General features: G+C 54.3%; 26 protein-coding genes. 9 read left to right on the forward strand and 17 right to left on the reverse strand.

Features of this window, described 5'->3' with window-relative positions; translation table 11 throughout:
• Positions 1–3 precede the first annotated feature (3 nt).
• From yihA to B5D39_RS14065, 5 genes are read right to left on the reverse strand one after another with little or no spacing between them, the layout of a single operon-like run.
• On the reverse strand, positions 4–606 hold the full coding sequence (gene yihA, locus B5D39_RS14045) for a ribosome biogenesis GTP-binding protein YihA/YsxC (RefSeq protein ID WP_078791082.1): 603 nt from the start codon (positions 604–606) through the stop codon (positions 4–6).
• Positions 607–660: 54 nt separating this feature from the next.
• A complete protein-coding gene (locus B5D39_RS14050; RefSeq protein ID WP_139366781.1) occupies positions 661–1,779 on the reverse strand; it encodes a hypothetical protein in 1,119 nt (372 codons plus the stop codon).
• Complete coding sequence (locus tag B5D39_RS14055; protein WP_078791084.1) at positions 1,776–2,660, reverse strand: FlgO family outer membrane protein; 885 nt, start codon at positions 2,658–2,660, stop codon at positions 1,776–1,778. Before B5D39_RS14055 ends, B5D39_RS14050 begins: the two co-directional genes overlap by 4 nt.
• Positions 2,661–2,683: 23 nt before the next feature.
• A complete protein-coding gene (locus tag B5D39_RS14060; protein WP_078791085.1) occupies positions 2,684–4,507 on the reverse strand; it encodes a FlgO family outer membrane protein in 1,824 nt (607 codons plus the stop codon).
• A gap of 13 nt (positions 4,508–4,520) precedes the next feature.
• Positions 4,521–5,684: an aminotransferase gene (locus tag B5D39_RS14065; RefSeq protein ID WP_078791086.1), complete on the reverse strand. Its 1,164-nt coding sequence runs from the start codon at positions 5,682–5,684 to the stop codon at positions 4,521–4,523.
• A 93-nt stretch (positions 5,685–5,777) separates the two neighbouring features.
• Between B5D39_RS14065 and B5D39_RS14070 the strand changes: the two genes are divergently transcribed.
• Both B5D39_RS14070 and B5D39_RS14075 read left to right on the forward strand, forming a co-directional pair.
• The gene (locus B5D39_RS14070) at positions 5,778–6,356 is read left to right on the forward strand and encodes a thermonuclease family protein (protein ID WP_161947514.1); all 579 of its coding nucleotides are present in this window, start codon (positions 5,778–5,780) and stop codon (positions 6,354–6,356) included.
• 126 nt (positions 6,357–6,482) lie between these two features.
• The gene (locus B5D39_RS14075; RefSeq protein WP_078791088.1) at positions 6,483–7,526 is read left to right on the forward strand and encodes a potassium channel family protein; all 1,044 of its coding nucleotides are present in this window, start codon (positions 6,483–6,485) and stop codon (positions 7,524–7,526) included.
• 5 nt (positions 7,527–7,531) lie between these two features.
• On the opposite strand, the gene modC is transcribed toward B5D39_RS14075, so the two are convergent.
• The 6 genes from modC to B5D39_RS14105 all read right to left on the reverse strand — a co-directional run bounded on the left by modC (position 7,532) and on the right by B5D39_RS14105 (position 12,622).
• Entirely contained in the window at positions 7,532–8,584 is a 1,053-nt protein-coding gene (gene modC / locus B5D39_RS14080) for a molybdenum ABC transporter ATP-binding protein (RefSeq protein WP_078791089.1), read from the reverse strand.
• 6 nt (positions 8,585–8,590) lie between these two features.
• Entirely contained in the window at positions 8,591–9,268 is a 678-nt protein-coding gene (modB, locus tag B5D39_RS14085; RefSeq protein ID WP_078791090.1) for a molybdate ABC transporter permease subunit, read from the reverse strand.
• Between the two features lie 8 nt (positions 9,269–9,276).
• Positions 9,277–10,029: a molybdate ABC transporter substrate-binding protein gene (gene modA / locus B5D39_RS14090; protein ID WP_078791091.1), complete on the reverse strand. Its 753-nt coding sequence runs from the start codon at positions 10,027–10,029 to the stop codon at positions 9,277–9,279.
• 54 nt (positions 10,030–10,083) lie between these two features.
• Complete coding sequence (modA, locus tag B5D39_RS14095) at positions 10,084–10,839, reverse strand: molybdate ABC transporter substrate-binding protein (RefSeq protein WP_078791092.1); 756 nt, start codon at positions 10,837–10,839, stop codon at positions 10,084–10,086.
• Between the two features lie 15 nt (positions 10,840–10,854).
• Positions 10,855–11,703, reverse strand: a complete 849-nt coding sequence (gene modD, locus B5D39_RS14100; protein WP_078791093.1) for a ModD protein — start codon at positions 11,701–11,703, stop codon at positions 10,855–10,857.
• A gap of 112 nt (positions 11,704–11,815) precedes the next feature.
• Positions 11,816–12,622 (reverse strand): TOBE domain-containing protein, encoded by an 807-nt coding sequence (locus tag B5D39_RS14105; RefSeq protein WP_078791094.1) that lies wholly within the window; start codon positions 12,620–12,622, stop codon positions 11,816–11,818.
• Positions 12,623–13,072: 450 nt separating this feature from the next.
• Here B5D39_RS14105 and nifH (B5D39_RS14110) point away from each other — a divergent pair, with 450 nt between their 5' ends.
• From nifH (B5D39_RS14110) to B5D39_RS14140, 7 genes are all read left to right on the forward strand, one after another.
• A complete protein-coding gene (gene nifH, locus B5D39_RS14110) occupies positions 13,073–13,900 on the forward strand; it encodes a nitrogenase iron protein (protein WP_078791095.1) in 828 nt (275 codons plus the stop codon).
• Positions 13,901–13,950: 50 nt separating this feature from the next.
• Complete coding sequence (anfD, locus tag B5D39_RS14115) at positions 13,951–15,513, forward strand: nitrogenase iron-iron protein, alpha chain (protein WP_078791096.1); 1,563 nt, start codon at positions 13,951–13,953, stop codon at positions 15,511–15,513.
• A gap of 15 nt (positions 15,514–15,528) precedes the next feature.
• Positions 15,529–15,867, forward strand: a complete 339-nt coding sequence (gene anfG / locus B5D39_RS14120) for a Fe-only nitrogenase subunit delta (protein ID WP_078791097.1) — start codon at positions 15,529–15,531, stop codon at positions 15,865–15,867.
• A 14-nt stretch (positions 15,868–15,881) separates the two neighbouring features.
• Positions 15,882–17,270 (forward strand): Fe-only nitrogenase subunit beta, encoded by a 1,389-nt coding sequence (gene anfK / locus B5D39_RS14125; protein WP_078791098.1) that lies wholly within the window; start codon positions 15,882–15,884, stop codon positions 17,268–17,270.
• A gap of 104 nt (positions 17,271–17,374) precedes the next feature.
• On the forward strand, positions 17,375–18,112 hold the full coding sequence (gene anfO, locus B5D39_RS14130) for a Fe-only nitrogenase accessory protein AnfO (RefSeq protein ID WP_078791099.1): 738 nt from the start codon (positions 17,375–17,377) through the stop codon (positions 18,110–18,112).
• 33 nt (positions 18,113–18,145) lie between these two features.
• The gene (locus B5D39_RS14135) at positions 18,146–18,727 is read left to right on the forward strand and encodes a gamma-glutamylcyclotransferase family protein (RefSeq protein WP_078791100.1); all 582 of its coding nucleotides are present in this window, start codon (positions 18,146–18,148) and stop codon (positions 18,725–18,727) included.
• 18 nt (positions 18,728–18,745) lie between these two features.
• Positions 18,746–19,240, forward strand: a complete 495-nt coding sequence (locus B5D39_RS14140) for a pyridoxamine 5'-phosphate oxidase family protein (RefSeq protein ID WP_078791101.1) — start codon at positions 18,746–18,748, stop codon at positions 19,238–19,240.
• A 237-nt stretch (positions 19,241–19,477) separates the two neighbouring features.
• Here the strand turns inward: B5D39_RS14140 and B5D39_RS14150 are convergent, their stop codons facing one another.
• The 6 genes from B5D39_RS14150 to B5D39_RS14175 all read right to left on the reverse strand — a co-directional run bounded on the left by B5D39_RS14150 (position 19,478) and on the right by B5D39_RS14175 (position 25,782).
• Positions 19,478–20,527: a virulence RhuM family protein gene (locus B5D39_RS14150; protein ID WP_078791103.1), complete on the reverse strand. Its 1,050-nt coding sequence runs from the start codon at positions 20,525–20,527 to the stop codon at positions 19,478–19,480.
• A gap of 230 nt (positions 20,528–20,757) precedes the next feature.
• Complete coding sequence (locus B5D39_RS14155; protein WP_078791104.1) at positions 20,758–21,546, reverse strand: NAD(+)--dinitrogen-reductase ADP-D-ribosyltransferase; 789 nt, start codon at positions 21,544–21,546, stop codon at positions 20,758–20,760.
• Between the two features lie 20 nt (positions 21,547–21,566).
• Positions 21,567–23,222 carry a sigma-54 interaction domain-containing protein gene (locus B5D39_RS14160; protein WP_078791105.1) on the reverse strand — a complete coding sequence of 552 codons (1,656 nt, stop codon included), beginning with the start codon at positions 23,220–23,222 and terminating at the stop codon, positions 21,567–21,569.
• Complete coding sequence (locus B5D39_RS14165; RefSeq protein WP_078791106.1) at positions 23,216–23,584, reverse strand: NifB/NifX family molybdenum-iron cluster-binding protein; 369 nt, start codon at positions 23,582–23,584, stop codon at positions 23,216–23,218. The genes B5D39_RS14160 and B5D39_RS14165 overlap by 7 nt, the downstream gene beginning before the upstream one ends.
• Positions 23,585–23,646: 62 nt before the next feature.
• Entirely contained in the window at positions 23,647–24,510 is an 864-nt protein-coding gene (gene nifH, locus B5D39_RS14170) for a nitrogenase iron protein (RefSeq protein WP_078791107.1), read from the reverse strand.
• A 255-nt stretch (positions 24,511–24,765) separates the two neighbouring features.
• Entirely contained in the window at positions 24,766–25,782 is a 1,017-nt protein-coding gene (locus B5D39_RS14175; protein ID WP_078791108.1) for an ABC transporter substrate-binding protein, read from the reverse strand.
• Between the last annotated feature and the right edge of the window lie 4 nt (positions 25,783–25,786).

Genomic DNA, 25,786 nt, shown 5'->3' on the forward strand with positions numbered 1-25,786 from the left:
TGGTCATGGCGCATCAGCCTCCACTGCATCCTGAATCGCCTGCCAGACTGCATCCCGACCATCCTTTGAAAGGGCGGAAAAGTGGACCAGCTGCGACTTGTCCATCTGCAGCTTGGCTGCAATGGCGGCAGTCTGCTTGGCACGCTCGTTTTTGGTCACCTTGTCGCACTTGGTCAGCACAATAATCGGACGACGGTTGTAGGAACGCAGCCAGCTCAGCATCTGCAGGTCTTCATCCGAGGGAATCCGGCGGATATCCAGGATCAGCACCACACCCTTCAGCGACTCCCGGCCTGACAGATAGCGCTCCATCATCGGCCCCCACTGGCGCTTGACATCCAGCGGCACCTTGGCATAGCCGTAGCCGGGCAGGTCAACCAGGTTGAGGGAGAACGGGACGCCGGTGACCTGAAAGAAGTTGATCAACTGGGTCCGGCCTGGGGTGGAGCTGGTGCGAACCAGTGCCTTGCGTTCAACAATGACGTTGATCAGGGATGACTTGCCCACATTTGAACGCCCGGCAAAGGCAATTTCCGGCAGGTCGATTGGTGGATAGTCGGCCGGTTTAACGGCACTTTTAATAAACGTTGTCTGGTGAATGTGCATAGTTTGCAGTATAGGTGCTGTTACGGTTGGCGGCAAGGGATAATCCTCCGCTCATTAGCGTCGTCTGACCTTGATGGCGTCCTGTGCAAAGCTGATGATGCGAAAGCCTTTCTGGGTCAGGCCGTTGGCCAGGTACAGGGGGTTTTCCGGAAAGGTCAGCCTGAAACGGCCGATCCCTTCATCTTCAATATCGCTGACCCAGGTGATCTGCTGCAGCTGATCACGGGCTGCAAAGGTCTCTTCCGGTGTTGTGATCCCGTCAACGGTTATGATGACTTTATGGGCCAGCTCTTTCATCCGCAGATTAATCTTGTCCATCAGGACCGGTACGGTTTTTTCTGCAAGGTTTTTCAGGGCTGCATTGCGGGCATCCTCGGCATGGGGGGCAAGGCCCACCGCCTCGTCTGTTCCGGCTGCCAGCATGATCAAGCTTCCCTTGGCATCACGGGTTAAGAGGCGGTAGGTCAGGCGGACCGTGACCTTGTTGAACGGCATGCTGATTCCGTACCCGACATCATCCCCCTTGTTGGTGGAGAGGGTCGGTTCAATCCGTCCGATCAGGATGGTGTTGGATTTGAAGCGATAGGCCAGGGATCGCAGGGAAAGGAAGTTGTCGCTCTTCATGGCCCGTTCCAGATCAGCTGCACGCAGTGAGCCGTTCCCTTCGGCCAGATCTTTCACGGTGAAGCCACGCTGGATCAGGGCGTTGTTGATCGCCTCGGTAAAGGGGCCGCTGTCATCAGAGTTGGCCGCTGCCTTACCGCCAGACAGTTTACGGGACGGTACAAAGACCGCTACTGTGCTGTGCAGGGCCAATGGTGAGACCGCTTCTCTGGCCTGGGATGGTTCAACGCAGGCCTTGACCCGGACACGAAAACTATCACTGCCCTGCTGTTCATGAATCACCTGCAGGCTGGTGACCACGCCGCGGGCCTGACTGCTGATCATATCCTCCAGCAGCACTGAGTCGCTGACAATGGTTCTGCTTTTCAGGTCAACACCGGCAACCTGCTCAACCGCGCTCCATTTGGCCCGGCTGATCGCCTCCATCTTGGCGGACGCCCGGTCTCCCCGCACCAGAGCCCCCTCTCCCTCAGTCTCGACACAGACCGGTTTTGCAAAAGCAGGAGTAGCTGCAGCGATCATGGCCATTACAAGTAGCAGGTATCTCACTTGCTTCCCTCCTTTGAACTGAAGCCACCCTTCACCGAATCTCGCACCGTTTCCCAGTTGCGTCGCCACCAGCCCTTGCGTTGCCCGGATTCAGACGGCTGATTACCTGCCTCTGCCCCAGCATCCTGGCTGCTGCGGACCATGGCGCCGCTGGTAATGGAGCCTCTCACCGCTTCGCTGATAATCCGTGCGGTTGAGGTGCGCTCCTTGACCTCCTGCAGCTCAATCTCGCCCAGGTCAATGGTCTCGATATCAAGCACTTCACCGGTTTTGGGATGCTTGACCACCTTGCCCTCTTTAAAGACAATAAAGCGGAAACCATTGCGGGTGCCGGTCTGGCGTCCGATATCAATGATCACCTTTTCACCCTCCCGCTGCACCACATACCCTTGCAGCGGAAAGGCCTGAATGATCTTGTCCGTTATCTGGGAAACCATGCCTGACAGATCTGTGGCACGTTGGGAGCGGATCTTTTCTGCGGCCAGGATGGTGCCGGTTTCCACATTCAGCAGCCGGGCATTGATTTCAACACTGTTATCCAGCTTGATCACCGTGCCGGAAACCACGGTCTGCACCCCTAGCACCCGCCCCAGCCGGGCTGTGCTGTCCCGGTCAACCAGCCCGGAAGCGCCGATTTTCTGCTCATCAATAATCTTCTTCAGCAGCCGGCGTTCCACAATCTCAAAACGCCCTGCCTCCACCAGTCCGGTGGTCAGCCACTCAGCCACAATCTTGCCGACATCCTTGTCTTCAAAGTTACCTTCGGTCTGAAAATCAAGCACGGCAACCTTGATCTTCTTGAAATCAGCCTGGACAGGCAAGGCCAAGGCAAGGGTGAAAATCATGCTGCCGACTATCAGTAGATATCGCACAGGATTCATCGGACTACTCCTTACGGTTACACTCAGTTAAGCTGGTAGACTGAAAGATCCTTGTCATGGCCGATCACCAGCAGCGTGCCATCCGGGGTCATCCCCATCAGATCCACCCGTTTTTCAGCCCGATAACGCCGCAGCTCGCGACCTGTCTCAGGGTCCCAGAGGATGATCAGGCCATCGCCCCGACGACGTTCGCCGGTGACCAGTTTGCGCCCGTCACGGCTGACTGCCAGATGCACAATCTGATCATCATGGCCGCCCAGAATGCGCAACTGGGTACCGTTTTTAGTATCCCAAAGAATCGCCTGCTTGTCGTCGCTGACCGAAACCAGTCGCTTACCACCAGCAACAAAAGCCAGCATACGGATATCCTTGTGGTGCCCGCTCAGACGACGCTGCAACCTGCCGGTTCCCGGTTCCCAGAGCGAGATGAGTTTGTCTTTGCCACCCGTAGCCAGCAGATGGCCGTCAGGACTTAAGGCCACCGCCAGGACATCATCATCGCTTTTGACAGTTCGAGTCCGGTTGCTGCTTATACTCCAGACCCAGGTTTCCTTGTTATCCAGGCCGATAGCCAGTTGCTGCCCGGTGCGTGAAAACTCAATGTCAGTGGATTTGTCTCTGATTTCAAGAACTGCCACCTGCTGTTGTTTGTTGATATTCCAGACCGTGACCCGCTTGTCCTTGCCTGCCGAGGCCAGCAGCCTGCCGTCATGGCTGATATCAACGGCCGTCACCTCGCCTTTGTGGGCCGGTAGCACAAATAGCTGTTGTCTGGTTTTCAGATCCCAGGCCATGATCCTGCCATCATTATCCCCGGCAGCAACAATGCCTCCGGTGGGAGAAACCGCCAGACTGGTCAGTGATTCTTTCTGGGAAGGGAAGGACATAACCGAGACAAGACCACTCAGGATCTGTCCCTGCCCGGATTGCCGTTTGTTCCGCTCAGCAGCCTCTTTTTCCCGCTTTTTACGCTCTTCCTCAGCCTTGCGGTTTTCTTTGTCACGCTTTTCCTGATCGTCCTGCTCCTGCTCCAGACGCTTGCGCTCTTCATCCTGTTGCTGCTGCAGCTCGTCCCGGCGCTGGGCCTCTTCAACAAAAACGCTGCTGACCTGCTGACCTTCCTGGATACAGCCGGTACAGCTCTCTGTGGTAATGGTGGCCAGTGCGGTCTTTTCCCGGACTTCAGTAATCTTCAGGGAGCCCTTTTCAATCCGTTCAATGGAAAGCACTTCGCCGGTCTTGGGATGCCGCAACGGCTTCCCTTCCAGAAAAACACTGAACTGCAAGCCCGGACTGACGCCGGATTGTCGTCCCAGATCAATCATCACCCGGTCAGCGGTCCGTTGTACCACATAGCCCTGCAGCGGAAAGTGCCGTACGATCCGGGTGGTGATCCGGCTGATCATATTCCGCAGGCCGCTGGCTGAACCGGCCTTGATCCGGTCGGCAGTAACAATGGCGCCGGTCTCCACGTTGATCAGACGGACGTTCAGCTCAAAGGTGTTTTCGTAATGCTGAATGGTGCCGGTCACCACGGTCTTGACCCCCAGCAGACGCCCAAGTTTTGAGGCGCTGGAAGGATCAAACAGGCCTGAAACGCCCATTTTCTGTTCATCAACAATCTGCTGCAGCAGGCGACGCTCGATGATTTCAAACCGCCCGGTCTCCACCAGGCCAGTGGTTAACCATTCTGCGGCAATCCGTCCGACACCGGCCGTTTCAAAGCTGCCCTGCTGCTGGAAATCAAGAACGGCAACCTTGATCTTACGGTATTCTGCAGCTGATACTGACAGTGCCGATGATGCCAGCAGACAGAGCAGGGCTGCGATGGTTACAAGTAGTCGCATGGAGTACGCCTCCTCAGGCAAAACGCCGGAAACGATGGATGGCTTCAGGGATCGATTTTTCTTTGATATTGCCAAATGCCAGCCGCAGGTAGTCTTCCAGCCCAGGGCCGAAGACCTCACCCGGCAGCGTCAGAATGCCTGCCTCAATTGCCAGTTTTTTGGCCACTTCACGACCACTCTTGCCGGAAAAAGGGTGCTTGACCCAGGCAAAGAAACTGCCACTGGCTGCCAGCCTGAAACGGTTACCCGGCAGGCTGAACTCCTCAGTAAACAGGTTGTGGCGGAAGGTCATCATCCGCCGGTTCATCTCCACCCACTGATCAAGATGATCCAGCCCGTACTGCAACGCCAGCTGGGTAATACGAGGCTGACAGACGGTCATGGTATCCTGGATTTTCAGGGCTTGGCGGATCACCTCCGGCGCCGCAGCCAGCATGCCAGCCCGATAACCGGTCAGGGCGTAGCTCTTGCCAAAGGACATGATCTGAATCAGGGTGCTGCCCCATTCCTCCATGGTAAACAGGTCATGGGGCATCCCTTCGATAAAATCGCTGTAGGTTTCATCCAGGATCAGGGCAATCCGGTGCTGCTGGGCCAGAAAATACAGCCGACGCAACAGATCAGGCGGGATGACGGTGCCGGTGGGGTTGCTGGGGGAGACCAACAGGATCGCCCTGGTACGCGGACTGATCAGTTTGGCAATGCTGTCCAGGTTGGGCAGCCCTTTTTCTTTCTCTTTGTACGGTGTGTAGATCGGCCTGATTCCCAGACTGGTCAGGGCCATCGGATGGTCAAAATAGCAGGGCAGCTGGACAATCACCTCATCACCGGCATGGCAGAGGGTCAACATGGCCAGCCAGAAAGCGGCGCTGGCCCCGACCGTCAGGCAGACCTGCTCCGGGTTGATCTTGGCGGCATAGCGGCGGCGGTAACGGCGACAGACCGCCTCCCGCACCTCAACCAGCCCTTCATCCGGGCTGTAGCGGCTGGTCTGGGGATCAAGGGCTACCTGCTGGATATGGCTGATCAGCTCTGCAGGGGGGGCATAATCAGGGATGGCCTGACAAAGGTCAATCAGCGGCGCAGCATACTCAGGCCGCTGAGTAGCCCATTCCTTTACCTCGCTGATCGGGGGCGGATGCACTGCCTTGACATGTTCATTCAGAGAAAAACGCATGGTACAATCCGACCCTCTGTACAATTGGATGTTCGCTGGTATAAAAGACGTTACAGGTCTATATAGCACATCTTTATGGGGAGGCAAACGCGCATGGATCGACCGACACTTGCCTTTTGGTCCGTGATCATCTTTTTAGTTGGTGCTTCCGCCTTTTACGGCATCAATGCTGAAAAGCAGCGCCGCAGCGTACAGAGCGCCAGCGGCAAGATTGAGAATGGCGATCTGGTCCGTCTGGTCAAGGTGATCGATGGTGACAGTCTGGTTGCAGCGCGGGAAGGGCAACCACCGGTCACCATCAGGATTGTAGGGATCAAATCCTTTGACGCCAAGGTGGAAAAGGATGTGGTCACCCCCTTTGCCCAGGCCGCCATGGAGACCATCCAGCGCAGCATGGCTGATCGCCCGGTGCGGGTCCTGCTGGCCACCACCCCCAAGGATAAACATGGCCGCTATCTGGCCACCCTCTATGTTGATGATGAAGATATTGCAATCCGGTTGGTGCGGCAGGGCTTGGCCCTGGTCTACACGGTCTACCCCTTTCCAGCCATGCAGAGTTACCTGCAGGAACAGGAACAGGCCCGGGCCGGACGGCGTGGACTCTGGTCAAACACCACCGCTACGGAGCGGGCGCTGGCGCTTATTCGTGAGTGGCGCTCCCAGAACCAGTAATTCGGCTCCAACTCAAGGCGATAGCTTCGTTGGCTCCTCAGCGTACTGCTGTACGCCTCCGTCGCCGAACTCCTCGCCGCCTTGCTCTCATCCTTGATTTGAAGCCGGAATGGAGGATTTAATAATATGTTTCAGGTTATTCAGTATTTCATGAAAAGCATGGTTCGCAATCCGCCTGAATACCTGCGGGTGCTGGTGCTGATGCTGGCGGTGCTGATCTACGGCACCACCGGTTTTCTCTATTTTGAACTGCCTGCCAACCCTGATCTGAGCTGGGCTGACGGGCTCTGGTACACTATTGTGACCATCGCCACCGTGGGGTATGGCGATTTCTTTCCCAAAAGCCTTGGCGGCCGGTTTCTGGTGGGCTGGCCGATCATGGTTTTTGGTATCGGTCTGTTGGGCTACGCCCTTTCCATGGTGGCTGCGGCGCTGGTCACCTCCAAAACAAAGGAGATCAAGGGGATGTCAACCTTCAAACTGTCTGATCATCTGGTGATATTTAATTTTGCAGGTCTGGCTAAGGTTGAGAGGATCTTGTTGGAACTGGCACTGGACAAGGCTGTGGGGACCAGCATGCCGGTTATTCTGGTGGATGAACAGCTGGATGAGCTGCCGGTTGAGCTGCAGAAACGGGGGGTCCATTATGTGCGCGGCAATCCGACCCGTGATGAAACCCTCCAACGGGCCGCCATTGATCAGGCCCAGCATGCTGTTATTCTGACCCGCGACCCCACTGATCCGGCCTCAGACAACCTGAATGTGGCCATCGCCCTGGCCATTGAAGGACGCTGCAAGCAGGTTAATACCGTGGTGGAATGTATTGACCCCGCCTCGGAAGAACTGCTGCGTAAGGCCGGTTGTGACCGGATCGTCTGCACCAGCCGCTTTGACGCCCATTTCTTAAGTCAGGAACTGCTGAACCCAGGTGTGCAGGAGGTGCTGGGGGATCTGCTCAGCAGCGGCCAGGGGCAGCAGATCTATCTGGTGCCGGTTAGCAGTGTTGGGGCGTTTGAATCGTTTTCTCAACGCTGTCGTAACAAAGGCCATATGGTACTGGGCATCAGCTGCCCTGATGGCAAGGTGAACCTGAACCCGCCTTCAGAAACCCCTGTCACAGCAGGCTGCAGACTGGTTACCATCGGGCCGTCGAGATTAGATGCGCTTTGATGCCGCTACAACCGCCGGAAGGCCGATGCTTTGATGGCGGCCCAGACCGTGCTGCCGGGGGTAATCTGCAATTCTTGCGCTGCAGCAGGCACCACCTCGGCCACCAGTGTACTGCCGTTACAGTCCAGTTCTATGCCGGTTTTTTTGCCTGATTCAAAGAGGCTGCGCACCATGCAGGGCAGCAGGTTCCGGGCACTGATGGCATCGGGGTGGCGCTTGCAGAGGATGATATCTTTAGAAGACAGTTCAAAGGTGCCGGATTCTGTACCGGCGCCGCCGGACAGCAGCAGCTCCCGCCCGGCCCAGGGAAAGGCCAGTAACCCCTGTTGTTCCTGTGGTATCCCCAGCTCCAGCAGATTGATGTAGCCGGTTGAGCTTTGCCCCATCCGCTGGCGGGCCAGTTCTTCCGGCACAACCACACCGGCCAGCTGCCCCTTTTCCAATACCGCCACCTGGTCGGCCATCAGCCGCATCTCCACCAATGAGTGAGAAATAAAGACAAACGGAATCCTGAACCGCTCAGACACCAGATTCAGGTAGGGAATGATCCGGTAGCGCAGGTCATCATCCAGGGCAGAGAGCGGCTCATCCATCAGCAACAGTCGTGGTGAAGCGAGAATCGCCCGTCCCAACGCCACCCGCTGGCTTTGCCCGCCGGACAGCGTCTCCGGCATCTGGCCCAGCAGATCCGTTATCTCCAGCACCTCAGCCACCTCTGCCAGCTCTATCCTGCGCTCTGTTACAGGACAGCGCTGGTACCCGTACAGCAGGTTCTTGCGTACCGTCAGGTGAGGAAACAGGCCATGTTGCTGAAACACCAGGGCGATTCTGCGCTGATGGGAAGGTAGATTGATCCTGCGACTGCTGTCGAAAATCGGTTGACCATCCAGCAGAATCTGTCCGCTATCAGGGGTGATAAGCCCTGCCAGACAACTGACCAGGGTTGATTTGCCGCTGCCGGAAGGACCAAAGATACCAATCCGTTCACCACTGGCCTGCAGATCAAGCTCCAGGGTAAACTCACCCTGTTGTTTGCGTAGCTGTAGGTGCAACTCCATACTGCCTTACCCCTTTTGTGGCCGTGGCTTCCAGGCATACATCCCCAGCAGCACCAGAAATGAGAAGATCAGCATAACGGCTGCCAACCGATGGGCCTGTCCATATTCCAGTGCCTCAACATGGTCGTAGATCTGCACCGAGGCAACCCTGGTCACGCCGGGGATGTTGCCGCCGATCATCAGCACCACGCCAAATTCTCCCACAGTGTGGGCAAAGGTCATGATTGAGGCGGTCAGAAAACCTGGCTTTGCCAGCGGCAGCGCAACGGTGAAAAAGGCGTTCAGTGGCGATGCACCCAGGGTGGCTGCCACCTGCAGCGGACGCTCACCGATCGCCTCAAAGGAGTTTTGCAGCGGTTGCACCATAAACGGCAGAGAGTAGAAGACCGAGGCCAGCACCAAGCCCCAGAAGGTAAACGGGAGCGGACCAACACCCAGTTTTGTGGTTAACCAGCCAAGCGGCCCGTTGGGGCCCATGGCCAGCAACAGGTAAAAACCCAGCACTGACGGAGGCAGCACCAGCGGTAAGGCCACCATCGCCCCCAACGGCCCTTTGGCCCAGGAATGGGTACGGGCCAGCCACCAAGCTACCGGAGTTCCCACCAGTAACAGGATCACGGTAACAATGGCGGCCAGCCGTACGGTCAGCCAGATGGCTTGTAAATCTGCTGGGTCAAGCAGCATCGTTACTCCTAGATTTCATACCCGTAGGTACGGATGAATGCCTTGACCTTATCGGTTTTCAGATAATTTGCCAACCCCTCAGCAGCCGGATTACCTTTGCCTTTCATCAGCAGCACGGCATCCTGACGGATCGGAGTATGCAGATTACCCGGTACAATCCAGGCAGAACCGCTGGTGATCTTACCACCCTTCATGACCTGCGACAGGGCAACAAAGCCAAGATCAGCATTACCGGTACCGGCAAACTGATAGGTCTGGGAGATGTTCTCCCCCTGCACGATCTTGGGCTTGATTGCGGCTGTCAGGCCGCGCTTGGCCAATACCTCCATGGCTGCAACGCCGTAAGGGGCCAGCTGCGGATTGGCAATGGCGATCTTATTAAATGTCCCCTTGGACAGGATATCTCCCTTGGGATCAACCAGGCCGGGCTTGGCAGACCAGAGCACCAGCGTGCCGATGGCATAGGTAAAACGGCTACCAGGAACAGCAAGACCGTCTTTTTCCAGCTGAATCGGTTTCTCATCATCAGCAGACAACATCAGCTGAAACGGTGCACCGTTTTTGATCTGTGCGTAAAACTTGCCTGATGCACCGAATGAAAGCACCACCTTGTGGCCGGTGGCCTTTTCAAAATCTGCGGCAATCTGTTTCATCGGTGCGGTAAAGTTGGCCGCAACCGCCACGTTTACTTCTGCAGCCTGGGCCAGGGATGACAGCATCAACAGGGAGGATGCAGCAATCAGCAGTTTCAACAGTTTCATTTTGTTGGCTCCTTTTGGGTGTATTCCGATTCCAGTTTAAGGACGGAAGCGGAATTAGATATCATAGCCGTACGAACGGATGATCTTCTTTGTCTCCTGTGCCTTCAGGAATGTGAGCAGTGCTCTGCCTGCCGGATTATCTTTGCCCCGTGTCAGCAACACGGCATCCTGTCTGATCTGGGGGTAGAGGCTGGCTGGCACCTGCCAGTGGGAACCGGCTGCATAGCGGCCATTCTTATAGATCTGCGACAGGGCCACAAACCCCAGATCAGCATTGGCGGTGGCAACAAACTGGTAGGTTTGGGAGATATTCTCGCCGAACACCAATTTGGACTGCAGTTGTTCATAGACCCCCAGCTTTTTCATCACCTCAACCCCGGCAGCGCCGTAGACCGCCAGTTTAGGGCTGGCAATGGCCAGCCGTTTAAACTCTGCCTGCTTCAACACCTCACCCTTGGCATCAACCAGCCCCGGCTTGGTACTCCAGAGCATCAGCTTGCCAATGGCATAGGTGAAGCGGGTTTCAGGCAGGGCCAGCCCATCTTTTTCCAGGCGGATCGGGGTCTCGTCATCGGCTGAGATCAGCAGTTCAAACGGAGCGCCGTTCTTGATCTGGGCGTAGAACTTCCCCACGGTGCCGTATGAGATAATCAGCTTGTGGCCGGTGGTCTTCTCAAAGAGGGGCTTTAGCTGTTCCATTGGTGCCGTAAAGTTGGCTGCCACAGCCAGATGCAGATCAGCAGCAGACGCAGAGATGGTTAAGCAGAGGCTTAAACCGGCCATTAGCATAAAGGTGACAACTGTTTTCATCGGCAAACTCCTTTTTTAGACAGGGACAATACTGGCGCCGATATCAGCAGGCTTACCAAAGTAGACTGATGACAGCACCAGGATATCCACGCCGGTTGCGGCATATTCAGCGGCGTTCTGTTCATTGATCCCACCGGCAGCAGAGACCTTGACCGCCGGGTTAATCTGTCTGATCTCTTCCACCAGCGCCTTCAGTTGATCCGGTGGCAGCTTGTCCACCTGCACGACGTCAACACCGCTTTGGGCGATCAGCAGTGCCTCTTCCGGTGAATCCGCCTCCACAATAATCTTGGTCTCCAGCGCCTCGCGCTTCAATGTTTCAACATGCCGTAAAAACGGCTCCAGCCCACCCATAAACACGGTATGCTGCTTGAACACCAGCACCGTCTCCGACAGCCCCAGACGGTGGGGCAATGCACCACCAGCGCAGATCGCCTTAATGGCCAACTTCTTGGTGCCGGGAAAGGTCTTGCGGGTGGTCAACACGGCAATATAGGGGTTGATTTCCCGCGCAGCAGTGACAATTCTGGCAGTACGGGTGGCGATGCCGGAACCGTACTCCAGCAGATTCACGGCCACCTTCCAACCGGCGTGTAATGCCTGGGCCGGACCAATGGCCTTCAGAAAGATCTCGCCTGCCCCCAACAGGGTGCCGCTGGGTGTCTGCTGCGTGATGCTGCAACCGCATTTTTCCAGCAGCCGTGCAGCCTCTTCCGTGCAGCAGAGCACGGTTTCATGACGGGTACTGAAACGGATCTCACCCGGTTGCCCTCCAATCCCCAGCAGATGGGTGGTCAGGTCGCCATAGGGGATATCCTCTTCCAGAAATCGTTCAATTTCATAATCCGGCAGGCAGGTAATCATACTGAACCTCGTCTATCGTTATAGTGCTTAAAATATAACGCTACTGATGAAAAAAGGGACAGCTCCGTTGATGTCCCTCTATCGATTAATCCAATTTTAAATCACGGTGTAATCAGCTGACCCCAAGAATCACGCTGGAAGCCTTAAACAGTGCGGTTGCGCTGCCACCAACCTTCAAACCCAGCCGCTTGGCGCTGCCATCGGTAATCACGGCGCTGATGGTATTACCACCTGGCAGCTCCAGATCAACTTCACAACTGACCGGACCTTCAACCAGTTTGGCTATGGTGCCGGTCAGCAGATTGCGGGTGCTTAACTTTGCTCCTGCCAGATCTGTGCCGATTACTACTGAACTGGCCTTAACAATGGCATAGGCAGCCATCCCCTCTTTAAGCCCCAGGTTATCAATGGCGCCGTTGGTTACCACTGCGGTAATGGCGGTGTCACCTTTTAATGCCAGGGTTACCTCGGCATTGACTGCCCCTTTACTAATGGATGCTACGGTGCCGTTAAATACGTTACGTGCGCTGACTTTCATGCTGATCCTCCTTAAGAATTGGTAGAGACTACCGGTGTCGCCCAGACGCTGGTCCAGGTTCTTCAAAAACTTGCGATGTTCTTCCTGCACCACGCGAAACTGCTCAAGCACCTCGCGGCCTGCAGTGGTGAGGGTGGTTCCGCCACCGCCTTTGCCCCCGGTGGCACGGTCAACCAGAGGTGCGGCAGCCAGATTGTTGATCTGGTTTACCATCTCCCAGGCGGTCTTGTAACTGATCCCCACCGCCTTGGCTGCCTGGGTGATGGAGCCAAGTTCGTCAATCTTCTCTAATAGAGCGATCCGGTCGCCACCCAGAAACTTGCTTTCAGCCCTATTAAACCAGAGGCTACCGTCCAGCTCTACAGCTTGTGCCTTACCCATTGGTACACCCCGTCGGGTCTTCTTGTGATTGGTTGCTGGTGCAACCTTTGGCCAAACTATACCCGATTTTGGCGTTATGTGTAGTTGGAAATTCCCGTTTAGACCATGCATCGCTCAGATGATGAAAACAAAACCGCTCTTTTCGTACATTTTGGAACTATCCGCTTTAAAAGCTACGTTGCGGTACTTTAAAGAGAAGCCAGAAGGGACCGGCAACACCGAAAAAAACATCCCACACAAGGTTTTTAACTAATTTCAATCCACTTCGCAACATCATCTAACAATCTGTATTTATATATCTATATCAAACAAGTGCCTTCTGCCAGAACATGTCTGGTGCTCCGCAATCCGTAAAAATATCTTTCTCTGGCACGCTCTCTGCTCTAGGGGATTTCAGCGCTGATGAACCGGTTCCACCCATTTCCTGCTTGACCCCAAAGGAGTCTTATCATGACCAGAAAAATTGCAATTTATGGCAAAGGCGGCATCGGCAAATCAACCACCACCCAAAACACAGCAGGCGCAATGGCCCATTTCCAGAACCAGAAAATCTTTATACATGGCTGTGACCCCAAGGCAGATTCAACCCGTCTGATTCTTGGTGGCAACATGCAGCAAACCTTGATGGATGTCCTGCGCGAGGAAGGGGCGGAAAAGATTACCATCGAAAAGGTGGTCAAGAATGGCTACCAGAACATCCTCTGCGTTGAATCAGGTGGACCTGAGCCTGGTGTCGGCTGCGCCGGTCGTGGCGTTATCACTGCCATCGACCTGATGGAAGACCTGGGTGCCTATACCGATGATCTGGATTTCGTCTTTTTTGACGTTCTGGGCGATGTTGTCTGCGGCGGTTTTGCCATGCCGATCCGGGACGGCAAGGCTCAGGAAGTGTACATCGTGGCATCGGGCGAGATGATGGCAATTTACGCTGCCAACAATATCTGCAAAGGGCTGGTGAAATACGCCAAACAGAGCGGTGTGCGTCTGGGCGGCATTATCTGCAACAGCCGGAATGTTGACGGTGAAAAGGAGTTTCTGGAAGAGTTTACCGCATCAATCGGTACCCATATGATCCACTTTGTACCGCGCGACAACATCGTGCAGAAGGCTGAATTCAACAAGAAAACCGTCACCGAATTTGATCCCGATTGTAATCAGGCCCAGGAGTACAGGGAACTTGGCCGCAAGATCATTGAAAACAAAAACTTTGTGATCCCCAAACCGCTTACCATGGATCAGCTTGAGGCGATGGTAGTCAAGTACGGGCTTATGGACTGATTCCGGCATTTACCGATCAAGGAACCACTTTACATAAGGAGAACGACACCATGCCCTATCATGAGTTTGAATGCAGTACCTGTATACCGGAGCGAAAAAAACATGCGGTCATAAAAGGCCCTGGCGAGGATCTGACCTCAGCCCTGCCTGAAGGGTATCTAAATACAATTCCAGGTTCGATCACCGAGCGCGGCTGTGCCTACTGCGGTGCCAAGCATGTTATCGGCACCCCCATGAAGGACGTTATCCACCTGAGTCACGGACCGGTGGGTTGCACCTATGACACCTGGCAGACCAAACGGTACATCAGCGATAACGACAACTTCCAACTGAAATATACCTATGCCTCAGATATGAAGGAAAAGCATATCGTATTTGGCGCAGAGAAGATGCTTAAGCAGAACATCATTGAAGCGTTCAAGGCGTTTCCTGAGATCAAGCGGATGACCCTCTACCAAACCTGCGCTTCGGCCCTGATCGGTGATGACATTAACGCCGTGGCCCAGGAAGTAATGGATGAGATGCCGGAGGTGGATATCTTTGTCTGTAACTCTCCCGGCTTCAGGGGACCAAGCCAATCCGGCGGGCACCACACCATCAACATCGCCTGGATTAAAGACAAGGTCGGCACGATTGAACCCAAGATCACCGGTGATTACGTGATTAACTATGTTGGTGAGTACAACATCCAGGGCGATGAAGTGATCATGCAGGATTACTTCAAGCGGATGGGAATTCAGGTGCTGTCAACCTTCACCGGCAACGGTTCCTACGATGATCTCAGGGCCATGCACGGCGCCCACCTGAACGTGCTGGAATGCGCCCGGTCAGCCGAGTACATCTGCAACGAACTACGGGTCCGTTACGGCATACCACGGCTGGATATTGACGGCTTTGGCTTTGAACCGCTCGCACAATCGCTCAGAAAAGTCGGCCTGTTCTTTGGAATTGAGGACCGGGCACAGAAGATTATTGAGGAAGAAACCGCCCGCTGGAAACCGGAGCTTGACTGGTACAAAGAGCGCCTGATGGGCAAAAAAGTCTGCCTCTGGCCGGGTGGCTCCAAACTCTGGCACTGGGCCCACGTGATCCACGAAGAGATGGGGCTTGATGTTGTGTCGGTATACACCAAGTTCGGCCACCAGCAGGATATGGAAAAAGGGATTGCCCGCTGTGAAGAAGGCGCCCTTGCCATTGACGATCCCAACGAGCTTGAGTCGGTCGAGGCCATGCTGAAGCTAAAACCGGACATCATCTTTACCGGCAAACGTCCGGGGGAAGTTGCCAAAAAAATCCGGGTGCCGTACCTCAATGCCCATGCCTATCACAATGGCCCCTACAAAGGCTACGAAGGCTGGGTCCGCTTTGCACGGGATATCTACAACGCCATCTATTCGCCGATCCACCAGCTTTCATTTCTGGACATCAGCAAGGATGAGATCCCGACCAACCAGGGCTTTGCAACACAGCAGATGCTTTCAGACACAACCTTGCCGGAAGAGGTCGTTTCCTCCCGGGAGATGCGGCAGTACACCGGAAACTATGATTGCATTCCTGACTATCTGAACAAAACCTATCCGTACATGCAAAAAACGCCTGCCAGCGAGAACTAGGAGGGAGAGGATCTGATGAAAGAGAAAATTGCTCAACTGGAAGATTACATCATGAAGCATTGTCTCTGGCAGTTTCACTCCCGGACCTGGGACCGTGAACGCCAGAATGCAGGGGTGCTGGGCACCACCATGAATATTTTGTGTGACGAGCCGGTGGCAAACGAGACCCGTGAAGATCGTTGCTACTGGGTGGATGCAGTCTGTCTGGCAGATGCCTTCAAGAGCCGCTACAGCTGGCTGGCCGAGATGGACAAGGCAGCGATGAAAACGCTGATGCAAGCACTGAAAGAGCGGATTGATCACCTGACCATTTCAGGGTCGCTGAACAAAGAGCTTACTGACAAGCAATATTAGGAAGGAGTACCGATATGTCCTGTGAAGTAATGAATAAAGAGCGTGTGGGTGTTATCAACCCGATATTCACCTGTCAGCCCTGCGGCGCTCAATTTGCCAGCATCGGCATTAAAGACTGTATCGGGCTTGTTCACGGAGGACAGGGTTGTGTCATGTTTGTCCGGCTGCTGTTCTCACAACATTTTAAAGAGAGTTTTGAGCTGGCCTCCACCTCCGTCCATGAAGAAGGGGCGGTGTTTGGTGCGCTCAACCGGGTGGAAACCGGCGTGGATGTGCTGTTGATGCGCTATCCCCACCTCAAGGTCATACCGATCATCTCAACCTGCTCAACCGAGATTATCGGAGACGATATCGACGGGGTGGTCATCAAGCTGAATGAAGGGCTGCTGCAGGAAAAATATGCTGATCGTGAAGTGCATCTGATTCCGATCCATTCCCCCAGTTTTGTGGGCAGCATGGTCAGTGGTTACGACGTGGCGGTACATGACTTCGTAAAATACTTCTCAAAGAAGGATAAGCCGAACCTAAAGATCAACCTGATCACCGGCTGGGTTAATCCGGGGGATGTGACCGCACTGAAGCACCTGCTGGCAGAAATGCAGATTGACGCCACCGTGCTGTTTGAGATCGAAAACTTTGATTCTCCTGTAATGCCGGACGGCAACCACGTCTCCCACGGTAACACCACCATTGAAGACCTGATCGGCACCGCCGATGCCCAGGGTACCATCGCCCTGAACCGTTATGAAGGCGGCAAAGCAGCCAAGTTTCTGCAAAAGCGCTGGGATGTACCGGCGATCATCGGACCCACACCGATCGGTATCCGCAACACCGATACCTTCCTGCAAAATCTGAAGACCATGACAGGAAAGCCGATTCCTGAATCACTGGTGCGTGAACGGGGGCTTGCCATTGATGCACTGACCGACCTGACCCACCTGTTCCTGGCCGACAAAAAGGTTGCCATCTACGGCAATGCTGATCTGGTGATCGGCCTGGCTGAATTCTGTCTGGACCTTGAAATGAAGCCGATGGTGCTGCTGTTGGGTGACGACAACAGCGCCTACAAGGATGACCCACGGATCAAGGCGCTGCAGGAAAACGTTGATTACGATATGCAGATCATCATGAACGCAGATTTTTGGGAACTTGAGAACCGGATCAAGAATGAAGGACTTGAGCTGGACCTGATCCTGGGCCACTCCAAAGGCCGGTTTATCTCCATTGACTACAACATCCCGATGCTACGGGTTGGTTTCCCCACCTATGACCGCGCAGGGCTGCATCGCTATCCGGTGGTTGGGTATGCCGGAGCAACCTGGCTGGCTGAGCAGATGGCAAACACCCTGTTTGCCGACATGGAATATAAGAAAAACAAGGAGTGGATTCTGAACGTTTGGTAATCGAATCGGAAGGAATCTGTTCAACATGGTGTGGGGTGTCCGCAGGATCAGATGCGGATGCCTTGCTGCCTGCTCTCTGACAAGCAGGGACGAAAGGAAGCCCTATGGAAATTGCAACCTATCTCAATACAAAAGGCGCTATTGCCGGCTGTCATGAAAAGGGCCGGATATGCGTCTACGAACAGACGGAAGACAGCTGGACAGCAATAAAAGAAATTGCACTTGAAATGGATCTGGATCTGTCGCTTTCAGAGATGAAGGTCAGAATAAAGGCCGCCATTGCGCAGCTGGACGATTGCGAGGTGTTTGTTGTCCAGGAATTCAGGGGGTTGCTCCATGCCCTGCTAAAGGAAGAGTTCGGGTTTCGTACCTGGAAATCAGAAGGGACCCTGCTGGAACAACTGGAGTATGTTGCCCGGCATGACAGGGAGTTTGTTGCTGCACAGGCGGCCCTGGCTGCCGCAGGCCACAGTTGCAGCAGCTCAGAAAGTCATTCCAACTGCGGGGGCGGCTGCTCTTCACGCCGTCCGCAAAGGGGGGCTGCGCCATCTGCTCCAGCCCAGCCACTGCCGCAACCGGTGCCGGTGGGCGACAGCTGTGACGGGTACTATCAGATCAACCTGGCAGAGATCCTTAAAAAGGATAGCAGCCTCAACTCAAAACAGGTGTTGGTGCCGTTCATGTCCGGGGTTGCTTTTAAAAAGCTTGAAGTGCTCTGCGACCATCCACCGCGCTGGTTTTCCAATGAGCTGGGCAAACTGAACCTGACCGTTGCATCAGAACTGCCTGACAGCACAGGGGCGGGGCTAAAGGTCATGGTTGTTCCAATGCAAGCCTGCTAGCGCACAACATCCAACAACAAAAAGGGCCACACCATGAGTGATCGCAACAAAAAGACGCATCACCTGATTTTCTTCTACGGCTCCAACATGAACCCCGGGCTGATCTCTTCACGCTGTTCTAAACCGGAGCCCCTTACAGTTGCGCATCTGGCTGACCACAGCCTTGCCTTTTTCGGCTATTCCAAACGTTGGGATGGTGGTGCCGCAACCCTGATCAGCAGCCCGGGTGAAGATCTTTGGGGGGTGGTGTACAAGCTCTCCTTTTGGGATACCGAACGGCTTGATTCCTGGCAGGATGTCCGTTTAGACGGCACTGGTGACTATTTTCTGCTCCCAACGGAGGTGGTTGGGGTTGATGGCAAGATCTATCCGGTATTGCTCTACAGAAAGTACTACCACGGCGGTCCCCAACAGATGCCCAGTGAAGAGTATCTCGAAACAATCCTGTCCGGTGCTGGCTCACACGGTCTGCCTCTTGCATATATTGAAAAATTGCGTGAAATCAAGACGAAGAAAGCAGCCTTTCCGGTGCCGCGTATCTTTGACCATGAATGCACGTCATCCTTTGGCGCAAATAGCTGTGATTGCGGCGGATTAAAGACACCAGAAAACTAAAACAAGGAGATTTATACCATGCAGGGATCAACAGATCATCATCCCCACGGTCTGATGCGGCGTAAAGACCGGGAAATTACCGATCGAACAGAAATCGATGCCATCATCAACGGAACCAATCTGATGCGTATTGCGCTGGTTGATGGCGCTATGCCGTTTTTGGTGCCGGTTTTCTACGCCTTTGACGGCACAGCGCTCTATTTCCATTCAGCCCAGGCCGGTTCAAAAATTGAGATTATAAAGCGGAACAATAACGTCTGCTTTGAGATCAGTATTGATAACGGCTTTATTGAAAGTGAAGAACCCTGCGACTTTGAGGCAAAACACCGCACGGTCATCGGCATCGGTAAGGCTGTGTTTGTCGAGGATACAGCTGATAAAATTAAGGCACTTGATCTGATTGTTGCCCACTTTACCGAGAAGAAATTTGAATACCCGAAATCGAATCTGGACCGCACCGCAGTTCTTCGGATTGATATTGTATCGGTTAAAGGCAAGAAACACGGCTTGTAACTTGTTAGTACCGGGCTAAATTTTGTAAAGCTGAGACTGCGGCGAGGAGGCAGATTCATGGACGGTATTCAGCCCGGCTCTTTCACCAGCATCATCAACCTCAAGGCCGTTTAGGCGGGCAACCTCATGCCCAACAGAAGATTTGGCTGCGTCATATTTCACGCTTGCTTCACTGACTCGACACTCGTGAAGATTCATTGAGTGATCCATCCTAAAGCGTTATCGTTTTTATGATTCTCATGGCTTCGTTTGTTTGTTTTTCTTGAATCTCGGCAGCTTCTTCATTTCATTCGCCGCCTTCTCAAAATCCATATCCACCGCGCGCGGTTGTGCATCCAGCAAGGCGCGATAGTGCGCATACTCCTGCTCCGCCTTGGCCCTGGCCGTCTCGGCGGAAATCTTTCCGGCATGATCAAGCAACTTGCGCCCCGAGATTTTCAGGAACTCATCCAGCTTCGTGATCCAGTCGCGCATCGTCATCGGTTTCCGCTCCAGAGCCTGCAGTTCGGCGTACTCAATGTAGAGGTTCACAATGCGATTCAGCACCTGGAGTTCATCTTCCGTGAGGTAGTTCTTGGCGATGGACACATCCTCTTTCCGCACGATACCACCGGGTCGCGTCGTTTGCAGCCCCATCAGCGGCTTTGCCGCATCCGCCCGGTCGTGGATGATTTCGGCCGCTGTCTGGCCATGTGTAGCCCAGTGCATCTTGTTCTGTACCGTGGCGAAAAACTGCTGGGCCAGTTCCGTATCCGGCGAGTAGTCAACACTAGTCGCATAAATATCGAGCACCTTCTGATAGAACCGCCGTTCGGACGAGCGGATGTCCCGGATACGCTCCAGTAGCTCATCGAAGTAATCCGTCTGCCCTCTACCCGCTGGATTCTTCAACCGCTCGTCATCCATGGTGAAACCCTGCACCAGATACTCGCTTAAACGCGCCGTCGCCCACTGGCGGAACTGCGTGCCACGGTGGCTGCGCACACGAAAACCGACGGCAAGAATAGCGGGTAGGCTGTAGTGCATGACTGGCCGAGAAACCTGTCGGGAGCCCTCTAATTGAACTATTAAGTGGGACTTAATAGTTGCTTCTGCCGATAGCTCGCCCTCTGCGTAAATCGCCTTCAGGTGCAGGTTGATGTTCGGAACCGTCGTATGGAATAGCTCCGCCATCTGGATCTGCGACAGCCACAGCGTCTCATTCTCAAACCGGCACTGGACACGCGTCCGGCCATCCTCGGTCTGATATAGGATGATTTCAGATTGGGGCAAACGTTTGTCACTCATGACAATGCCTCCGTCACCTGGACCTCACGGCTCAACAGCTTCGTCATAGCGTCATCCCTTCAAAACGTTTCAGAGAGTTGAGTATCCTGACCAGTATTGTCTTAATACACTCGTCATGATCACTTATACTCTCAGTTCTTACCAAAGATGAGAGCCTATTGTCATCTGGATACGTTAAGCTGGAATTTTAAACCAAGCAAACAGCAGAAAGGTGACAGAGAACAGAGTGGCTACCGCATCCGCTCCACCCGATACTCCCCGCCGATAATCATATACTCATCTTCACCCTTCAGGATGCTGCCCGGCAGCAGGTCATTGTAGAAGAAGATCTTGGCCAGTGGCACCTGGGTCTTCCAGACCGTGCGGCCAAACTCCCAGGCCCGCTCCTCTTCAAGGGTAAACGAGACCAGGTTGTTCAGGCGCACAATCTGCTGTCGGTCCCCCATATCCTCAAGAATATCGTATTCCTCGGCATCGTGGGTGCCCCGATAGAGGGTGATCACATCCTGGCAATGATATTTTCTGCGTAGTTCAAACTGCCCGTATTCAAACAGGATATCCAGCTGCGACTGAATGGCGCTGGTACAGGCACTACCCTGCATGACATCAACGGAATAGTTGAAATAGGCCTTGCTGTTGATATCGCTGATTCGCTCTTTGTGAAAGGTGGGGGTAATGCCGATCCGGCTCTCGACCCATCGCTTGAGGACCGCGCCGGAGATTGAATTTGAATCAATCATCCAGCAGCTTAAGAAACGAAGATAGTTATTCTTGATGCTGTTTCTGGCAGGAACGGTGGACTGTTGTTCCCAATGGTGCAGTTGAAATTTGACCGACATAAAATCCATGAAAATAGCAGCGCGCTCCTGCTGGCTGGCAACTGCCCGCAACTTGTCAAACAGAAAGCGGTTCGCCTGTTTGACTCCCTGAATCTCCAAAAGCTGGGGATTAGCATTAAAGTGGTGGGAGGCAATAACCCAGGGCGGCAGATTGCACGAGTTGAATGATCCGTATTTCAGGTGTCAGATCTCCTTTGCTGTCATCTGAAACGCTTGTAGTCTAGGTTGAATTTAGACATCCTGAGTCCCATGATTCTCCGCGTTAGGCCCAGCTCCTGGGCTGCTTCCGTTACATTGCCGTGGTGAGTTTTCAGCGCCTCCACCAGCAATTCGTACTCAATGGCAGCCAGCTTTGTCTCCAGCCCGCCGGTTTGACCGGAAGCTGGCAAGGTTGGCAATTGCAGCGATGGTGGCAGATTATAACCGTGGATTACCTCATCCTCGGTCAGGATAATGGCCCGTTCAATCACATTTTCAAGCTCCCGTACGTTGCCCGGCCAGGGGTAATTCATCAGCATGTTCAGGGCAGGGGTTGAGATACGCCTGATCTCCTTGCCGCTCTCTGCTGCAAAGCGGGCCACAAAATGGTCAGCCAGGGTGATGATGTCACTTCCGCGATCCCGCAGAGGCGGAATAGTGATCGGGAAGACATTGAGACGATAATAGAGGTCTTCCCGGAACTGTCCCCGTGCAACCATCTCAACCAGATCACGGTTGGTGGCTGCAATAATGCGGATGTTTACTTTGATCGGCTGATTGCCACCCACCCGCTCAAAGGTTTTTTCCTGCAGCACCCGCAACAGTTTGGCCTGCATGGCAAGTGACAGCTCGCCAACCTCATCCAGAAAGATGGTGCCACCGTCCGCCTCTTCAAAACGACCGACTCGATGGTTTGTGGCTCCGGTAAAGGAACCTTTTTCATGTCCAAACAGCTCACTCTCAATAATATTTTCCGGCAGTGCAGCACAGTTGAACTTCACCAGTGGCCCGTTGGCCAGCGGGCTATGGTAGTGAATGGCGCCTGCCACCAACTCTTTACCGACACCGCTTTCACCCAGAATCAGGACGGTGGTCCGGGTCTTGGTTATCTTATGGATCAGGTCATACACCTCCAGCATCGCCTTGGAGTTGCCGATGATGTTGCCCGGTCTGAATTTCTGCTTCAGAGCGTCATGCAGGCGGCGGTTCTCCCGTTCAAGCTGCGCCTTGTCAAAATGCTCCACCAGATAGAGTTCAACCGCCGGGGCGATCATGGCGGCAAAGGTTGAGAGCAACTCCACATCCTGCTCCAACAGCTTGTTGCTGTCATAAATCCGCTCGGCGCTGATCACCCCCAGCACCTTGCGGCCTCGCATAACCGGCACGCAGACAAAGGAGAGTTCCTGATCAAGGCCATATTTAAGGCTACGGGTACGGTGAAGAAAGGCCGGTTCTTCACTGATGCACGGCAGCATAATCGCCTTGCCGGTTTCCACTACCTTACCGGTAATCCCCTCGCCCAGGGTGTAGACACCGCGGGAAGCCTCCTCTGCAGTCATGCCGAAGCTCTTATGGATGCTGATCCTGCCAGACTTGTGATGGTAGAGACAGATCATACCGCAGACGATGTTCATCTCCTGTTGCATGATCTGCAGGAGAATGCTCAACGTATCGCCAAGGTTAGCGCTTTCAGCAATGACCTGGCTCATCTGGTAGAGTAGCGGAAAGACCTTGGCCCGACATTCAAGGTTGCGGCACTTGCCAACGGTTGCCAGGTTAAGGCGCAACGCATTGGGCTTCGGCTTGTCACTGCTGAAGATAACCTTCAGGTCAGGTTTTCCTGTTGCCGAAGCCTCTTCCCACCTGTTTGCTACCATGCCGGTTGTGCCTCTGCCTTACGCAGCCAGGGTGCAGGATTGCTGCGCAGCACCTCCTGCAGGCGGGTGATCATCTCTTCAATCGATACCGACCCACCGGTCTTGATCGGGTGGATCTTACTGGCGGCCATTTTTGCAATGGCCGGACCGCTGATGCTCCGGGCGCAGACAATGGCACAGTCCTGCAGGGCACTGACCTTGGCACTGATCCTGTCATCCCGGCTACGCTCCAGTTCCTTGACCGGTACGGAATAGGCATAGCAAGCCTCATCCGCCCCGATGTGCCAGACTGAAAAGCGGGTTGTCGCGTGGAAATCCTGATCAATCAGGACACCGGTTGAGGTTGAAAAGGCTACTTCCATAGGGGCCTCCTCTGTAGCAGTAAAACAGGGCGGCAGCGAACACCGCCCCGCATGTACAACCATCAGGCTGTTTCAGCCTTGCCCACGTTCTCTTCGTCATCAATCTCCATCACACCAAACTCCATCAGCAACTCTTCCAACTCCTCCATCTCCAGCGGAGTAGGAATCACCAGCATCTTGTTTTCAAGGATCTTCCTGGCCAGGGTACGATACTCTTCAGCCTGCTTATGCTCCGGGGAGTATTCGATAACGGTCATCCGGCGCAGCTCGGCCCGTTGCACCTGATTGTCACGGGGCACAAAGTGGATCATCTGGGTGCCCAGCTTTCTGGCCAGTGCCTCAATCAACTCATCCTCGCGGTCAGTCTTGCGGGAGTTGCAGATCAGGCCGCCCAGACGAACCTTGCCAGAGGAGGCATACTTGAGAATGCCTTTGGAAATGTTATTGGCAGCGTACATGGCCATCATCTCACCAGAGGTGACGATGTAGATCTCTTCAGCCTTGCCCTCACGGATCGGCATGGCAAACCCGCCGCAGACAACGTCGCCCAGAACATCATAGAAGACAAAATCAAGATCATCAGAGTAGGCACCATTTTCCTCCAGGAAGTTGATGGCGGTAATAACACCGCGCCCTGCACAGCCAACACCCGGCTCAGGACCGCCGGATTCGACACACTTCACATCGCCGTAACCGATCTTCATCACGTCATCAACTTCAAGGTCTTCAACCGTACCCAATTCCCGTACCAGGTCCATCACCGTATTCTGTGCCTTGGCATGCAGGATCAGACGGGTGGAGTCTGCCTTGGGGTCACAGCCGACGATCATGACTTTCTTGCCGATGGAGGCCAGGCCTGCCACCGTGTTCTGTGTTGTGGTTGACTTGCCGATGCCACCTTTGCCGTAAATAGCTACCTGCCTCATCTGTATTACTCCTTTCGCCCGTCATGTCCGGGCCGTTGGCATACCTGCATGCGTTGAGTTACTGCTGTTTTTAGTCGTTATATAATTTAATACATAACGCATGCCAACGTTGATAATTGAAATAAATGGCAATTATATTGAATTGTTATGTCGGCGCTCAAGTTGTTTTGAATCCGGGTGGGTGCATAAAAACAGTGCCGCTGCCGTATTTATGACCAAAACAGGCGGGAGAACAGGAGCCTGATCTGTCGCTGCTTAGCTTCCTTGTAGAATCGTACTGATCTGCTGACAGGAGAGCTGTTTGCCGCAAAACTGGCGATAAAATGCCCTTGTTTCTTCAGAAGGAGACATCTGGTGAAAGCGATCTGGATACAGCATTTTTGCCATCCAGAGAATGCCGGGGGCCTGTTCAGGGGTGTAGTTGCTCCAGGGATGCAGTCCCATCGGCATGGCAAAGACCCGCCGCTGTTTGACTGCACGCAATGACGCAAAGCGTTGGTCTGTGTAGGCCCGTTTCAGATCTTCCGGGCTCCAGACAAACAGAATATCCGGGTTCCAGACCAGCAACGTTTCAAGGGAGATAGTGGCATGGTCAGCAGGCAACGTGCCCACAGCGGCATATCTGCCGCCACTGCGTTCAATCAGCATCCGTGCCGTGCTGACCATCGGCAGGCTCAGTGGTTCAAGGCGGCAGAACAGGGCGCGGGGACGTTGCGTCTCTGGCAGTGCGCCAACCTCGGCCCGTACCCGCTCCAGATTTTTTCGGTAATAGCGCTCATAGGCTGCAGCCTGGTCTCGGCGGTTCAGCAAATCCCCCAGAACCTGCATGGTGGCTGGTACGCTGTCCGGTCCTTTCCAGAGCAGGCAAAATGCGGTAAATCCCCTGCGCTCCAGCATACGGGCAGTCTGTTCATTGTCCACCAGCACCAGGTCATGGGGCAGGGCCCGCAACGCCTCAAGATCCGGTGTCCAGGATGGCCCCATGCCGGACACCACCGGGCCGTTAGCTGCTGGGACAAAAAGTTGTTGCAGCTTCCAGCGCCCCCGCATCGGTTGCGGTAGGCCGTTAACAATCAGATCAGCCCGCCCAAGTGCCACAATAAAAGCGTTAATTGCCGGAGTACCACCGGCAGTCACCACCCGGCGGATATACCTTGGTACCTGGACCTGACGGCCAGCCATATCGGTTATGGTGCGGGTTGGCGGTGCAGCATACGTCTGCCCCACAGATAACAGCAAAAAAAGTGCAAACATGCTGATGCGAAGAAACATGGTA

It is taken from the genome of Trichlorobacter thiogenes, from assembly GCF_900167465.1.
GTDB lineage: Bacteria > Desulfobacterota > Desulfuromonadia > Geobacterales > Pseudopelobacteraceae > Trichlorobacter > Trichlorobacter thiogenes.